This is a genomic window from Inquilinus sp. OTU3971, from assembly GCF_038440215.1.
Window position 1 is genome coordinate 23,670 of record NZ_JASATH010000024.1, and the last position, 14,472, is coordinate 38,141.

At 72.7% G+C, this 14,472-nt stretch carries 11 protein-coding genes; 7 read left to right on the forward strand and 4 right to left on the reverse strand.

Features of this window, described 5'->3' with window-relative positions:
• The first annotated feature begins 3 nt into the window (after positions 1–3).
• From tsaE to trxA, 4 genes are all read left to right on the forward strand, one after another.
• Positions 4–474, forward strand: coding sequence for a tRNA (adenosine(37)-N6)-threonylcarbamoyltransferase complex ATPase subunit type 1 TsaE (gene tsaE / locus AAHM41_RS08680; RefSeq protein ID WP_342236132.1), 471 nt, complete (start codon positions 4–6; stop codon positions 472–474).
• A complete protein-coding gene (gene addB, locus AAHM41_RS08685; RefSeq protein WP_342236133.1) occupies positions 471–3,419 on the forward strand; it encodes a double-strand break repair protein AddB in 2,949 nt (982 codons plus the stop codon). The genes tsaE and addB overlap by 4 nt, the downstream gene beginning before the upstream one ends.
• A 187-nt stretch (positions 3,420–3,606) precedes the next feature.
• The gene (gene addA / locus AAHM41_RS08690) at positions 3,607–7,062 is read left to right on the forward strand and encodes a double-strand break repair helicase AddA (protein WP_342236134.1); all 3,456 of its coding nucleotides are present in this window, start codon (positions 3,607–3,609) and stop codon (positions 7,060–7,062) included.
• A 75-nt stretch (positions 7,063–7,137) separates the two neighbouring features.
• A complete protein-coding gene (trxA, locus tag AAHM41_RS08695) occupies positions 7,138–7,458 on the forward strand; it encodes a thioredoxin TrxA (RefSeq protein ID WP_342236135.1) in 321 nt (106 codons plus the stop codon).
• Between the two features lie 45 nt (positions 7,459–7,503).
• Here the strand turns inward: trxA and AAHM41_RS08700 are convergent, their stop codons facing one another.
• Positions 7,504–8,388: a LysR substrate-binding domain-containing protein gene (locus AAHM41_RS08700; RefSeq protein WP_342236136.1), complete on the reverse strand. Its 885-nt coding sequence runs from the start codon at positions 8,386–8,388 to the stop codon at positions 7,504–7,506.
• A gap of 97 nt (positions 8,389–8,485) precedes the next feature.
• Here AAHM41_RS08700 and pyrF point away from each other — a divergent pair, with 97 nt between their 5' ends.
• Positions 8,486–9,313 (forward strand): orotidine-5'-phosphate decarboxylase, encoded by an 828-nt coding sequence (gene pyrF, locus AAHM41_RS08705; protein ID WP_342236137.1) that lies wholly within the window; start codon positions 8,486–8,488, stop codon positions 9,311–9,313.
• Positions 9,314–9,529: 216 nt separating this feature from the next.
• Complete coding sequence (locus tag AAHM41_RS08710; RefSeq protein WP_342236138.1) at positions 9,530–10,309, forward strand: class I SAM-dependent methyltransferase; 780 nt, start codon at positions 9,530–9,532, stop codon at positions 10,307–10,309.
• 108 nt (positions 10,310–10,417) lie between these two features.
• Here AAHM41_RS08710 and AAHM41_RS08715 read toward each other — a convergent pair whose 3' ends face one another.
• From AAHM41_RS08715 to AAHM41_RS08725, 3 genes are all read right to left on the reverse strand, one after another.
• Entirely contained in the window at positions 10,418–10,915 is a 498-nt protein-coding gene (locus tag AAHM41_RS08715; RefSeq protein WP_342236139.1) for an SH3 domain-containing protein, read from the reverse strand.
• A gap of 56 nt (positions 10,916–10,971) precedes the next feature.
• Complete coding sequence (locus tag AAHM41_RS08720; protein WP_342236140.1) at positions 10,972–12,060, reverse strand: DmpA family aminopeptidase; 1,089 nt, start codon at positions 12,058–12,060, stop codon at positions 10,972–10,974.
• Positions 12,061–12,333: 273 nt separating this feature from the next.
• On the reverse strand, positions 12,334–13,461 hold the full coding sequence (locus AAHM41_RS08725) for an iron-containing alcohol dehydrogenase (RefSeq protein ID WP_342236141.1): 1,128 nt from the start codon (positions 13,459–13,461) through the stop codon (positions 12,334–12,336).
• A 128-nt stretch (positions 13,462–13,589) separates the two neighbouring features.
• On the opposite strand from AAHM41_RS08725, the gene AAHM41_RS08730 reads away from it, so the two are divergent.
• Positions 13,590–14,408, forward strand: coding sequence for a hypothetical protein (locus AAHM41_RS08730; RefSeq protein ID WP_342236142.1), 819 nt, complete (start codon positions 13,590–13,592; stop codon positions 14,406–14,408).
• Positions 14,409–14,472 lie beyond the last annotated feature (64 nt).

Consider the following 14,472-nt stretch of genomic DNA (forward strand, 5'->3'; position numbering starts at 1 on the left):
CCGATGTTCCGATTCACCCTCGACCTGCCCGACGAAGCCGCGACCGCAGCCCTGGCGGCGCGGCTGGCGGCGCTGCTGCGGCCCGGCGACATCGTCCTTCTCGCCGGCGACCTGGGCGCCGGCAAGTCCTTCCTGGCCCGCGCCCTGATCCGCGCTGCGGCGGACGAGCCGGAGCTGGAGGTGCCGAGCCCGACCTTCACCCTGGTCCAGTCCTACGACCTGCCGGCCGGCCTGCTGTGGCATTTCGACCTGTACCGGCTGGCGGCGCCGGAGGAGGTGCTGGAGCTGGGCTGGGACGAGGCGCGGCTGGGCATCTGCCTGGTGGAATGGCCGGACCGGCTGGGCCCGCTGGCCCCGGCCGACCGGCTGAAGATCGAGCTGGCGCACGGCCCGGGCGACGGGCGCATCGCCACCATCATCGGCCTGGGCGGCCGCGGCGCGGCCCTGGCCCGGGCCCTGCGCGAGGGTGCATGACCCCGCGGGTGTTCACCATCCCGGCCGGCGGCGGCGTGGCCGACGCGCTGGCCCGCGGCCTGCTGGCCCAAGCCGCGGGCGATCCGCTGGCCTTGGGCGCCATGACCGTGCTGCTGCCGAACCGGCGGGCCGGCACCACCTTGCGCGACGCCTTCCTGCGCGCGGCCGAGGGCAGGCCGCTGCTGCTGCCCCGGCTGCTGCCGGTCGGCGACATCGATGCCGACGCGCTGGGCCTGGCGGCCGGCGAGACCCCGGCGGTGGCCGAGGCGCTGGAACTGCCGCCGGCGATCGCGCCGCGGCAACGGCAGATCCTGCTGGCCCGGCTGGTCCTGGCCCGGAAGGACCAGGAGGTCGGCGCCGACCAGGCGATGCATCTGGCGGCGGCGCTGGCCCGGCTGCTCGACGAGGTGCAGGCCGAGGGGCTGGGCTTCGACCGGCTGGACGGGCTGGTGCCGGCGGAGCTGGCCGAGCACTGGCAGGAGACGCTGAGGTTCCTCGGCATCGTCACCACCGCCTGGCCCGAGGTGCTGCGCGAGCTCGACGCGCTCGACCCGGCCGAATGGCGCGCCCGGCTGACCCGGGCCCAGGCCGAGGCCTGGCAGGCCGCGCCCCCGGCGGACCCGGTGATCGCGGTCGGCCTGCTGGGCACCAACCCGGCCGAGATCGCGCTGCTGCGCGTCGTCGCGGCGCTGCCGCAGGGCGCCCTGGTGCTGCCCGGGCTGGACCGCTTCATGGATGGCGAGAGCTGGGACCAGCTCGACGACGGCCACCCGCAGCAGCCGCTGAAGCGGATGCTGGAGGGGCTGGGCGTCGACCGCGCCGATGTCTCCGATTGGCCCGCCCCGTCGCCGGGCGGACCGGACCGCACCGTGCTGCTGCGCGAGGTGATGCGGCCCGCCGCCACCACCGATGCCTGGCGCAACCCGGCCGGGCTGGACGCCGCGGCGCTGGCCGGCCTGTCCCGGATCGACTGCGCCACGGCGCAGGAGGAGGCGGGCGTCATCGCCCTGCTGCTGCGCGAGGTGCTGGAGACGCCGGGCCGCACCGCCGCGCTGGTGACGCCGGACCGCGACCTGGCCCGCCGGGTGGCGGCACAGCTGACCCGCTGGCAGGTTGCGGTCGACGATTCGGCCGGCCGGCCGCTGGCCGACACCCCGGTCGGCGCCTATCTGCGGCTGGTCGGCGACGTCGCCTTCCGCGATGCCTCGCCGCTGTCGGTGCTGGCCCTGCTGAAGCATCCGCTGGCGGCCGGCGGCGAGCCGATCGGCCTGTTCCGCGAGGCGCTGCGCCGGCTGGAGCGCCAAGTGCTGCGCGGCCCGGCGCCGGAGGCCGGCCTCGCCGGACTGAAGGCGGCGCTGGCGGCCAGCGGCGCGGGGCCGTCGCTGGGCCGGTGGCTGGACAAGGTCGCCGACATCCTCGGTCCCTTCGTCGACGCGGTTCGCGCCGACGGCCAATCCCCGGCCGAGCTGCTGCGGCTGCACATCGAATGCGCCGAGGCCCTGGCCGCGACCGACGCCGAGCCCGGCCCTGCCCGGCTGTGGCGGGCCGAGGATGGCGAGGCGGCACAAGCCCTGGCCGAAGAGCTGCTGACCGGCTTCGACGGCTTCCCGGCGATCCCCGGTCCGGACTGGCCCGGCCTGTTCGAGGCGATGATGGACGGGGCGGTGGTGCGGCCGCGCTGGGGCCGGCACCCGCGGCTGGCCATCCTGGGCCCGGTCGAAGGCCGGATGGCGCGGTTCGACCGCATCGTGCTGGGCGGGCTGAACGAGGGCACCTGGCCGTCCGTGCCGGCCGCCGACCCCTGGCTGTCTCGGCCGATGCGGCGGGAGTTCGGCCTGCCGGCGCCGGAGCGGCGCATCGGCCTGGCCGCCAACGATTTCGCCCAGGCCGCCGCCGGCACCGAAGTCTTCCTGACCCGGGCCGAGAAGGTTGAGGGCACGCCGACCGTGCCGTCGCGCTGGCTGCTGCGGCTGCAGGCGGTGCTGGACGGCGCCGGCCTGGCCCTGGCGCCGCCGCAGCGCGACTGGCGCGCCCTCGCCCGACACATCGACCAGCCGGAGGCGGTGCGGCCGGTGGCGCCGCCCAAGCCCCGGCCGCCGGTCGCCGCCCGGCCACGACGCCTGTCGGTCACCCAGATCTCGGTCTGGATGCAGGACCCCTACGCCATCTACGCCCGGATGGTGCTGGGGCTGGAACGGCTGGACCCGATCGAGGCCGAGCCGGGGGCGGCCGAGCGTGGCACCGCGATCCACGACGCCCTGGCCGCCTTCCTGCAGGCCTATCCGGAGACGCTGCCGCCGGATGCGCTGGACCGGCTGCTGGCGCTGGGCCGGGCGGAGTTCGCGAAGCTGCCGCCGGGGCCGGATATCCGCACCTTCTGGTGGCCCCGCTTCGCCCGCATCGCCGCCTGGTTCGTCGAGACGGAGGCGCGGCTGCGCGCGGCCGGCCGGCGGGCGATCCTGACCGAGCAGAAGGGGCTGGTGACGCTGACCGCCCCGGCCGGCCCCTTCGCCCTGTCCGGCATCGCCGACCGCATCGATCAGGGCCCGGACGGGCTGGTGGTGGTCGACTACAAGACCGGCATCGTGCCGAGCAACCCGCAGATCCTGGCCGGGCACCAGCCGCAGCTGCCGCTGGAGGCGATGATGATCCGCGACGGCGGCTTCCCCGGCGTGCCCCAGGGCGTGCCGGTGGCCGGGCTGGAGCATTGGCGCCTGTCCGGCGCCGCCACGGCCGGAGAGATCAAGCCGGTGAAGCCGCCGGCCGAGAGCGATATCGCCGCCCTGGCGGAGCAGGCGCTGGCCGGGCTGCACGGGCTGGTCGCCCGCTTCGACCTGCCGGAGACGCCTTACCTGTCGCAGCCGCGCGGCCTGGCGCCGCGCTTCTCCGACTACGCCCATCTGGCGCGGGTCAAGGAATGGTCGGCAGGGGGCGGCGAGGAATGAGGATTGGAGGGTTCGGCTCGGGCGTTGGCCCCCCCCTCCCCCTACCCCCCTCCCGCAGGGGGAGGGGGGACTCGGTTGTGCTCACTGGCCACAGGCTGGGACCCATCACAATTTTGCCCCCCCTCCCCTTGCGGGAGGGGGTTGGGGGAGGGGGTTCGCGCCGAAGCTCCGGCCCCGAGGTCGCGCCATGAGCCTGATCCGTCCCGACCCGACCGCGACGCAGCGCGAGGCCTCCGACCCCGCGCACTCCGTCTGGGTCGGCGCCTCGGCCGGGACCGGCAAGACCAAGGTGCTGACCGACCGGGTGCTGCGGCTGATGCTGGCCGGCACCGCGCCCGACCGCATCCTGTGCATCACCTTCACCCGCGCCGCCGCGGCCGAGATGGCGAACCGCATCGCCGCCACGTTGGCACGATGGGCGACGATGCCGGACGACAGGCTCCAACTGGCCCTGGCCGACCTGATGGGCGCGCCGCCCGCCACCGCGGTGCAGACCGAGGCGCGGCGGCTGTTCGCCCGGGTGCTGGACGTGCCCGGCGGGATGCGGATCCAGACCGTGCACAGCTTCTGCCAGTCGCTGCTGCGCCGCTTCCCGGTCGAGGCCGGGCTGCCGCCGCAATTCGAGCTGATCGACGACCGCAGCGCCGCCGAGATGCTGGAGCGGGTGCGCCGCCAGGTGCTGGCGGATGACGGGCTGGGCTGGGCGGTGGAGCGGGTGGCGGCCGCGGTCGGCGCCGATGAGTTCGGCGAGATCGTGCGCGCCCTGGTGGCGGAGCGCGGCCAGCTGACCCGCCTGCTGGACGAGCATGGCGGGCTGGACGCCGTGGTCGCGGAGATCCGCCGCCTGCTGGACCTGCCCGAGGGCGCCACGGCCGACAGCCTGCTGCGCGACGCCTGCGCCGATTCGGCCGTCGATTGCGCCGCCCTGCGCACCGCCGCCTACGCCCTGCTGGACAGCGACAAGAAGAGCGACCAGGACCGCGGCACCGCCATCGCCAACTGGCTGGAGGATCCGGCGGGCCGGACCGGCCGGTGGGGCGAGTACCTGCGCGGCTTCCTGACCGACAAGGGCACCATCTTCAAGACGCTCGCGACCAAGGCCATCGCGGCCGTCCCCGGCGTGCTCGACGCGCTGCAGGCCGAGGCCGAGCGCATCCTGGCCCTGACCGAGCGGCTGCGCGCCGCCGAGACCGCCGACGCAACCGCAGCGCTGCTGGCCCTGGGCGCGGCGCTGATCGAGCGCTACCGGACCGAGAAGGCGCGCCGTGCCCTGCTGGACTACGACGACCTGATTCTGCAGGCGGGCGACCTGCTGGAGCGGCCGGGCAAATCGGCCTGGGTGCTGTTCAAGCTGGATGGCGGCATCGATCACGTGCTGATCGACGAGGCGCAGGACACCAGCCCGGAGCAGTGGCGCGTGGTCGAGGCCCTGACCGGGGAATTCTTCGCCGGGCTGGGCGCCCGCAGCGATGTCGACCGCACCGTCTTCGTGGTCGGCGACGAGAAGCAGTCGATCTTCAGCTTCCAGGGCGCCGACCCGGCCGAGTTCAGCCGCGTGCACGGCCTGTTCGACCGCCGCAGCCGCGAGGCCGAGCGGCCGTTCCGGACCATTCCGCTGGAGACGTCGTTCCGCTCCGTCTCCGCCGTGCTGGAGCTGGTCGACGCCGTGTTCGCCCGCGACCCGGCGCTGGACGGGGTGGCGCCTGAGCCGCCGCGCCATTTCGTGTCGGAGCGCCGGCGCCTGCATGGCGGGCTGGTCGAGCTGTGGCCGCTGCTAGGCCCGAGCGAGAGCGACGAGCCGCCGGCCTGGGAGCCGCCGACCGAGCAGCGCGGCATCAGCGACCCCGGCGCCCGGCTGGCCCGGCTGATCGCGGCCCGCATCGCTGGCTGGCTGCGCGAGGGCACCATCCTGGAGTCGAAGGGCCGGCCGATCCGGCCCGGCGACGTGCTGATCCTGGTGCGCACCCGCAACCGCTTCTTCGTCGAGCTGATGCGCGCCCTGAAGGCGGCCGATGTCCCGGTCGGCGGCATGGACCGCATGGTGCTGACCGAGCAGCTGGCGGTGATGGACCTGATGGCGCTGGCCCGCTTCCTGCTGCTGCCGGAGGACGATCTGTCCCTGGCCGAGCTGCTGAAGGGCCCGCTGGTCGGCTTCGACGACGACCGGCTGTTCGCCCTGGCCCATGGCCGGCCCGGCACGCTGTGGGCCGCGATGGCGGCGTCGGCCGACCCGGCGGTGAGGACGGCGCGGAACTGGCTGGCCGAGATCCTGAACCGGGTCGACTTCCAGGCACCGTTCGAGCTGCTTTCCGGCGTGCTGGCCCAACCCTGCCCGGGCGATCCGATCTCCGGCCGCCGCGCCATGCTGGGCCGGCTGGGGCCGGAGGCGGAGGACCCGCTGGACGAGCTGTTGTCGCTGGCGCTGGGCTTCGAGCGGCAGCTGCCGCCGTCGCTGCAGCGCTTCCTGCACTGGCTGGAGACCGGCGAGACCGAGGTCAAGCGAGAGCAGGAACAGGGCGACGGCCAGGTGCGGATCATGACCGTGCATGGCTCCAAGGGCCTGCAGGCGCCGATCGTGATCCTGCCCGACTTGGTCGGCATGCCGCGCGGCGGCGCCCGGGCCGGCGAGAAGATCCTGTGGCCGGAGCCGGATTCGACAGGGGGGGCCCTGCCGGTGCCGCTATGGGCGCCGCGAGCGGCGAGCCGGCCGCCGGTCTATCGCGAGGCGATGGAGCGCGCCGACCGCCGCCGCGACCAGGAATACCGCCGCCTGCTCTACGTCGCCCTGACCCGGGCCGAGGACCGGCTGTATCTGTGCGGCCACTACGCCACAGAGCGCGGCAAGCCCGCCGATGGCTGCTGGTACCATCTGGTCCGCGACGGGCTGGCGACCCTGGCCGAGGCAGCGACGGTGGCGATCGACGGCGTCGAAGGCGAAGGCCTGCGCCTGCACCGGCCGCAGGCCGATCGCCCTGCCGGGCCCGAAGCCACCGCGCCGCCCGCTGCGGCCGACGCGCCGGCGCCGGACTGGCTGCACCGTCCGCCGCCGCCGGAGCCGGACCCGACCCGGCCGCTGACCCCGTCACGGCCGGAAGCCGAGCCGCCGGCCCGGTCGCCGCTGGACGGCACCGACCAGGGCCGGTTCCGTCGCGGCGCCCTGATCCACGCCTTGCTGCAGGCGCTGCCCGACCTGCCGCCCGAGGCGCGCGAGGCGGCGGCGCGGCGCTACCTGGCCCGGCCGCAGCACGGCCGCGACGAGGCCGAGCAGGCGGAGATCGTGGCCACCACCCTGGCGGTGCTGGGCCAGCCCGGCTTCGAGGCGCTGTTCGGCCCCGGCAGCCGGGCCGAGGTGCCCGTGGTCGGCCTGGTCGAGGGCCGCGCCTTGTCCGGCCAGATCGACCGGCTGGTGGTGACGCCCGAGTCGGTGCTGGTGGTCGACTACAAGACCAACCGGCCGCCGCCGGCCAGCATCGAGTCGGTGCCGCGCACCTACCTGGCCCAGATGGCCGCCTATCGCGCCGCGCTGCGGCTGGTTTATCCCGGCCGGACAGTGCGCTGCGCGCTGTTGTGGACCGAGGGTCCGAGGCTGATGGAACTCCCGCCCGGGACGCTGGACCGGCATGCCCCCGGCGCATCGGCTTGACCTTGTTCCGTTCTCGTCCCTACCCTATCTCCACGTGGTGAGGTGGCGTCCCCGCCCCTAAGGCAAGGAATTTCCATGAGCACGAAGCCCGTCTCGGATAACAGCTTCGAAACCGACGTCCTGAAGGCCTCGGGTCCCGTCCTGGTGGACTTCTGGGCCGAATGGTGCGGCCCCTGCAAGATGATCGGCCCCTCGCTGGAGGAGATCTCCGCCGAGCTGGGCGGCAAGGTCAGCGTGGTCAAGCTGAACATCGACGAGAACCCGATGACGCCGCCGAAATACGGCGTGCGCGGCATCCCGACCCTGATGCTGTTCAAGGATGGCCAGGTCGCCGCCACCAAGATCGGCGCCGTGCCGAAGAAGAGCCTGCAGGACTGGGTCGAGAGCAACCTCTGATCCCGCTGCGATCCTGACGGAAAGCCCCGCTTCGGCGGGGCTTTTTCATGCAGCCGGAGGCCGCTTGGCCCGGCGGCCTTCCACCGCCAGCCAGAGGGCGAAGCGCTCCGCCGCGGGATGGCTCGCGATCGCGAGCCTCAGGCAGGTGAAGCGGGTCGCCAGGGGCCTGAAGCCCCAGGGCGCGATCAGCCGGCCGGTCTCGATGTCGGTCTGCGCGAAGGCCCAGGCGGTGACCGCGACCCCCAGGCCGGCGGCCGCCGCCTCGATCATGTAGGAATTGTGCTCGAACGACCGTTCGGCCGATGGCGAGGGCAGCTCGACGCCCGCATCCGCGGCCCATCGGGCCCACCCGTCTGCGAAGGTCTCGCTGTGGAGCCTGGGCAGGAGCAGGGCCGCCTCGCGGTCCGCCGCGCCGGACAGGGCGGGAGACAGCACCGGACCGTAGGCGTGATCGAGGAAGGGCGTCGCCGTCGCGCCGGGCGGCGCCGCCCCTCGGTGCAGCCGGATCGCGGCCTGGACGCCGCCATGGCCGAAGCTTGCCGTCCCGCCGTCCTCGAGGATCCGGACCTGGATGCCCGGATTGGCATCGATGAAGCCGGCGAGACGCGGGATCAGCCATTTCATGGCGAAGGTGCCCGGCGAGGAGACGACGAGCTCCGCCCCCGCCCCGGCCCCGGGCAGCCCCGCCGCGATCCGGTCGAACGCTGCGGCAAGGCTGGCGGCGAGCTCCCGCCCCGCCGGGGTGAGGGCGAGATCGTGCCGCGGCCCAGCCAGGAGCTTCGCGCCGAGCTGCTGTTCCAGCGCCTTGATCTGGCGGCTGACGGCGCCGTGGGTGACGCAGAGTTCGTCGGCCGCGCGCACCATGGACCCGGCCCGGGCGAAGGCCTCGAAGGCCTGCAGGCTCTTCAGCGAAGGTAGCCGACGCCTCACCCTGTGACTCCAGCTCACATCAACGACCGGTTTAGTCGATTGCCCGGCGGAGGCCAAGGCCCGATCAAGCAGGAGTGATCCAACCAGGAGCCCTGCCATGGCCAGTTTCGCCGAGCGTTTCGCCGATCTCTCCGCCCGCCGGTCGCCGCTCTGTCTCGGCCTCGACCCGTCGGAGGAGCTGTTCCGGCGCTGGGGGCTGGCCGATGACATCGCCGGCCTGCGCCTGTTCTGCCGGACGGTGCTGGAGGCGGCGGGCGAGCTGGTCGCCGTGATCAAGCCGCAGGCCGGCTTCTTCGAGCGCTTCGGGGCGGCGGGCATGGCCGAGCTCGCCGCAGCGGTCGCGCAGATCCGGAGCCAGGGGGCGCTGTGCCTGATCGACGCCAAGCGCGGCGACATGGCCGGGACCATGGCAGGCTATGCGGCCGCCATGCTTGGGCCCGGATCCGGCTTCGGCGGCGACGCCGTGACGGTCAGCGCCTATCTGGGGTTCGACGCGCTGCGCCCTGTGTTCGACCGCGCGGTGGCGACGGGGACGGCCGTGTTCGTCGTGGTGCAGCCCTCGAATTCGGAGGGGCGGGCGCTGCAGCAGGCCCGGCATCCCGACGGCCGCACCGTGTCGGAGGCCCTGGCCGACGAGATCAGCGTCTTCAACGCGGCCCAAGGCCCCGGCATCGGCGCGCTGGGCGCCGTGGTCGGCGCGACGACCGACCCGGCCGCCATCCTCGACCGCCTGCCGCAATCCCTGATCCTGGCGCCCGGCATCGGCGCGCAGGGCGCGGAGATGGCGGAGATGGGAGCGAAGTTCCGGTCCGCGAGCGGGCGGGTCCTGCCATCGGTGTCCCGCGCCATCCTCGGCCAGGGACCGGGCGTCGCAGCGTTGCGCGACGCGATCCTGCGCTGCCGCGAGGCGGCCTGGCCGGCCTGACGTCGACATCGCGCCAGCCGGCCTGGGCGGCCCCGTCGCCCTTCGCTATATCTCGGCGTTGCCCCAAGGGTGAAATTTCGGTGCTGCAAATGCTGAGGATGGCTTGGATGGAGGCGGCCGAAGCAGCCGGTGACGGACGCCCGATGAAGATGTAGCATCAGACACTTTGAGCACCGGAAGTCATGCCAAGAACTCGTTGACCAGGATAGGTGTGCAATGGCGTTGAATTGCGCCGACTTTTACGATGCCGAACTGCGCCGACACAACGAGATCTTTCGATCTGCCGTCAAGGCTGGAACGCGCGATCGCGTGCTCGATATCGGATGCGGTGCGGGACAATCCACTCGCGATGCTGCCCGCATCGCGGTGGAAGGCAGCGTGCTTGGCATGGACGTGTCGGCACAGATGCTCGAGATCGCCCGCCGGCGCAGCGCAGAAGAGGGATTGCGAAACGTCGTTTTTGAGCAGGGCGACGCACAACTGCAGGTGTTTCCCGCTGCCGGTTTCGATCTCTGCATCAGCCGATTTGGAGCGATGTTCTTTGCCGATCCGGCAGCGGCCTTCGCCAATATCGGCCGGGCGATGCGGCCTGGGGCGCGTCTGGTGTGGATGGTGTGGCAGGGCCAGGACCGCAACGAGTGGTCGACTGCCATTCAGCAGGCACTTGCACCGGGGACTGCGATGTCGGCGACAACTGCCCCCGCGTTTTCACTGGGTGACCCTACCGTCACGACGAAAATCTTGAATGCATCCGGCTTCGCCTCGGTCGACTTTGTCGAGGTACATGAACCCGTCTTCTATGGTCCGGACGTCGACGCGGCCTATGAGGCCTTGATGGGCTTGTACATGGTCAAGGATCCGCTGGCCCGGCCGGGTCTGGAGACCGATGCGGTGCTCCGGCGGTTGCGCGATCTGCTCGAAACGCACTTGACCGCGGACGGCGTGCTTTTTGACTCGCGGGCATGGATCATCACCGCACATCGGGCTGACGGCTAGCCAACACGCGCTTCGCGCCGCAAGTGGACGTTCGCCCGCCCTGGGGCAACGTCGGAATCGGGCCAAAAAAAACAGAAGTCCCCGTCCGGCCTAAAGGCGAACGCCGCCCTACTCCACCTTCTCGCCCGGATACGCTCCCCAGAAGGAGGCGCGGCGCATCCAGCCGCGATAGCCCTTGAGGTCGACATAGCACCAGTCGGCCTGCGCCCCGTCACCCGGGCAGCGCAGCAGCGAGCCGATCACCCCCGGCTCAGCCTTCGCCATCAGGCCGGAGCCCTCACTGGGCTCGTTGTAGATCGGCTGGTCCTCCTTGCCGGTGATCACCAGGCTGCGCCGGCGGGTCAGCAGGGCCTGGTGGACCCAGCCCTCGATCCCCTCCCAGTCGCGCACCCGGCGCCAGGTGTCGAACTCGGCGATCACCTCGACCGGCAGGCCCTTCTTGCTGACCACCCATTCGACCGGATACCGCTCGCCCGGCCCGGTGCGGAGGTTCACCTCGTCCGACCGCAGCGAGACGAATCGCGGCACCGGCTGGCCGCTGCCGGCGGCGTGGGCAGCCAACGGCAAGGCCGCGGCGAGGAGGAGGGCAGCAAGGAGGCGGCGCATGGGGCTCCGTCTGGCGGCGGTCGATGCCGACACAAGAATCCCGGGCGCCGGCGCCGTCAAGTGCGTCCGTAGCGGCGCATGATCTCGGGCAGCCGCTCGACCGGCAAAGCGTGGCTGACCCGGCCCTGGCGGCCCTTGGTGGTCTCGGCGGCGCAGAGCGAGTTCCAGATCGCCTCCTCCGTCGCCTCGACCACCGCCGCCATCAGCGGCTGCAGCGCGAAATCCGGCAGCATGCGCAGGTTGTCGAAGGGCAGCGCCCGGCTGGTGTCGGTGGCCTGGCCGAGATCATTGCCGGTGGAGAAGGCGATGAAGACGTCGCCGCTGCCCGGCCAGCCGAGGCCGCCGCAGCGGGCCAGGCCCAGCCCGGCCCGCTGGGCCAGCCGCTTGAGCTGGTGCGGGAACAAGGGCGCGTCGGTGGCGACCACCACAAGGATCGAGCCCTCGACCCGGCGCTGGGCGAAGCAGCTGGGCACGTCGGTGACCGGGATCTCGCGTCCGACCGGCACGCCGTCGAGCAGCAGCCGGTCGCGATCGCCGTAATTGGTCTGCACCAGGATGCCGACGGTCCAGCTGTCGCCGCCCTGGGCGACGATGCGGGAGGCGGTGCCGGTGCCGGCCTTGAACTCATGCGCGTTGGTGCCGGTGCCGCCGCCGGCGCAGCCCTCCGCCACCGGGTCGGCGGTGGCGCGGCGCAGCGCCTCCAGCGCGTGATGCGGCCGCACCGCGAAATGCTCGCTCTCGGACAGCCAGCCGTCATAGGTCTCGGACACCACCGGCATCTTGAAGTCGGCGCCGGTGGCCAGCGTCACCTCGGCGTCGACCATGCCCTCGTGCACGGCGCCGATCGAGAAGGTCCCGGTCAGGGACAGCGGGCCGCAGAGCAGGCCGAACTCGTTGATCCAGGTCAGGCCGGTGACCTCGCTGTTGCCGTTCAGCACATGGCCGGCGGCGAACAGGTTGCGGCGCCAGATCTCGCCGTCCTGCGGCACGATCGCGGTGATGCCGGTGCGGATGATGTGCGGCGCCTCCTCGACCAGGGTGACCTGGCCGACCAGCACCCCGGGCACATCGGTGATGCCGTTCTTCGGACCGGGCGGCAGCGTGCCGATCGACAGCCCCAGATCCCGCAGCCTCGCGCGCGCCATTCCACCCTCGCCGTAACGCCGGAGCTTAGCCCCGCCTCCTGGGTAACAGGCCGAGCGGGCCGGATCTACGCCCCGATTGGGGTGTATGGCGCACAAGAAAAAGGGCCGACCCGATGGCCGGCCCGAGTTGAACAGGGAGGTTCATGCACGATGCGGACGTGCACCCCTAGAACCCCTTGCCAGGGGGGAGGTTCCCACCCCCTTGAAAAATTTTGCCCGACGTGTAAGCGCCGCTGGAGTTTGCCTATCTTGTAAGCGCAACGCGCCCCGGCATCACCCGAGCGCGGCGTCGAACAAGGCCTCGTAATCGGCCCGAGACACCGGCCGGGCGTTGCTGGCGGTGGAGTGGTCGGCCACGGCGCCGGCGACCGCGCGGTCGCGATGCGCCTCGGTGACGCCCATCTCGCGCAGGCTCCTCGGCAGGCCGAGCCGGGCGTTCAGGTGCTCGATCGCGGCGGCGAGGTCGGCCTCCTCCGCCAGCCCCATGGCGCGGGCCAGCCGGGGATATTTCGCGGCCGCCGCCGGGGCATTGAAGCGCAGTACCGCCGGCAGGATCACGGCGTTCAGCGTGCCGTGATGCAGCACCGGGTCGGGGATCGCGCCCAGCGCATGCGACAGGCCGTGCACCGCGCCCAGCCCCTTCTGGAAGGTCAGGCCGCCCTCCAGCGCCGCCATCATCATCTCGGCTCTCGCCTCGCGGTCGCCGCCCTCGGCCACCGCCCGCGGCAGGAAGCGCATGGCCCGGCCGGCGCCATCCAGCGCGATGGCATCCGCCGGCGGGTTGATGCGCGGCGACAGGAAGGTCTCGATGCAATGGGTCAGCGCGTCCATGCCGGTCGCGGCGGTCAGGAGCGGCGGCAGGCCGAGCGTCAGCTCGGGATCGCAGATGGCGCGGCCCGGGATCAGATGACCGCTGATCAGCGCCAGCTTGCGGCCGTCGCGCAGGGTGATCAAGGCGGCGCGGCCGACCTCGCTGCCGGTGCCGGCGGTGGTCGGCACCGCGATCAGCGGCGCCACCGGGCCGATGCGGCCGGCGCCACCCTCGATCAGCGCGTATTCGGCCAGCTGCCCGGCATGGGTGGCGCGCAGGGCCACCGCCTTGGCCAGGTCCATGGCCGAGCCGCCGCCGAGCGCGACCAGCCCGTCACAGGCGGCATGCTGGAAGGCTTCGAAGGCCTTGTCGACCGCCGCCTCGGTCGGGTTGCCCGGCGTCTCGGTGAACAGCGCGTGCTCCGCGGGCAGCATCCGGCGCACCCGGTCGAGCAGTGGCAGCCGGGCGACGCCCGGGTCGGTGACCAGGAGCGGCTTGCGGATGCCGAGCTCGGCCAGCTCCTGCGGCAGCAGCTCGACCGCGCCCTCCCCGAAGCGGGTGGTGGTCAGATAGGTGATGGTGTCGGCCATCGGTGCGGTCCTTCTGCGAGGTCGATGGAACCCTAGAGGATGCCGCCCGGCACCGGAAGCCGGCGGCGATCTTCGCCGCACGACTCGCTAGGCTGGCATTGTCGCCACCCGAGTCGCGAGGGCATCAGATGCGGCGCCTGGCCTTCCTGCTGGCAGTCCTGGTCCTGACGATCCTGACCCAGGTCGGCGGCGCGGTGCTGATCCTCGCCTGGCTGCTGGGCCGCGCATTGCCGCTGACGGCCCGGCGGGGCGGGCTCGCGATCCTCGCACTCTTCGTCGTCCGCTATTCCGCCGCGACCCTAGTCATCATTCCGCCCCTGGCGGCGCTGGCCGGGCGGGTGCCCCTGCCCTGCCGGGCCGAGCCCGGCCGCCCGGTCGCCGCCGGCAGCCCGCTGTACTGCCTGCTGAACCGGAACTATGTCGACCCGCGGGTGGTGCCGCTGCTCGACGCCCTTGCCGCGGCCATGGACCAGGCCCATCCCGGCACGGTCACGCTGTATCTGGATGCGAATTTCCCATTCCTCGACGGCATGCCGCTGGTGCCGCACCTGTCGCATGACGACGGCCGCAAGCTGGACCTCGCCTTCTTCTATGCCGATACCGGCGGCGCCTATCGGCCGGGGTCGCTGCGGTCGCCGATCGGCTACTGGGCCTTCGAGCAGCCGGGACCGGACGACCCGCAGCCCTGCACCGAGCCGCGCTGGCTGACGCTGCGCTGGAACATGACCCTGCTGCAGGGGCTGTATCCCGATCGGCCGCTGGAGCCGGAGCGGACCCGGGCGGCCCTGGCCTGGCTGCTGGCCGAGGGACCGCGCTTCGGGCTGGAGAAGATCCTGCTGGAGCCGCATCTGGTTCGCCGGCTCGGCCTGTCCTCGCCGTTGCTGCGCTTCCAGGGCTGCCGCGCCGCCCGGCACGACGACCATCTGCATCTGCAGATCGCGCCCTGACGCGGCGCAAAGGCTTTGCGCGGCGCCGCGCAATACGCAAACCGATCGAGCGGGGCCGGCGATA

What these genes read in the sequence shown, in the direction of transcription:
- tsaE (WP_342236132.1), top strand. Translation starts at nt 4, where the DNA reads ATGTTCCGATTCACCCTCGACCTGCCCGACGAAGCCGCGACCGCAGCC.
- AAHM41_RS08730 (WP_342236142.1), top strand. Translation starts at nt 13,590, where the DNA reads ATGCGGCGCCTGGCCTTCCTGCTGGCAGTCCTGGTCCTGACGATCCTG.
- AAHM41_RS08715 (WP_342236139.1), bottom strand. Translation starts at nt 10,915, where the DNA reads ATGCGCCGCCTCCTTGCTGCCCTCCTCCTCGCCGCGGCCTTGCCGTTG.
- addB (WP_342236133.1), top strand. Translation starts at nt 471, where the DNA reads ATGACCCCGCGGGTGTTCACCATCCCGGCCGGCGGCGGCGTGGCCGAC.
- pyrF (WP_342236137.1), top strand. Translation starts at nt 8,486, where the DNA reads ATGGCCAGTTTCGCCGAGCGTTTCGCCGATCTCTCCGCCCGCCGGTCG.
- trxA (WP_342236135.1), top strand. Translation starts at nt 7,138, where the DNA reads ATGAGCACGAAGCCCGTCTCGGATAACAGCTTCGAAACCGACGTCCTG.
- AAHM41_RS08720 (WP_342236140.1), bottom strand. Translation starts at nt 12,060, where the DNA reads ATGGCGCGCGCGAGGCTGCGGGATCTGGGGCTGTCGATCGGCACGCTG.
- addA (WP_342236134.1), top strand. Translation starts at nt 3,607, where the DNA reads ATGAGCCTGATCCGTCCCGACCCGACCGCGACGCAGCGCGAGGCCTCC.
- AAHM41_RS08725 (WP_342236141.1), bottom strand. Translation starts at nt 13,461, where the DNA reads ATGGCCGACACCATCACCTATCTGACCACCACCCGCTTCGGGGAGGGC.
- AAHM41_RS08710 (WP_342236138.1), top strand. Translation starts at nt 9,530, where the DNA reads ATGGCGTTGAATTGCGCCGACTTTTACGATGCCGAACTGCGCCGACAC.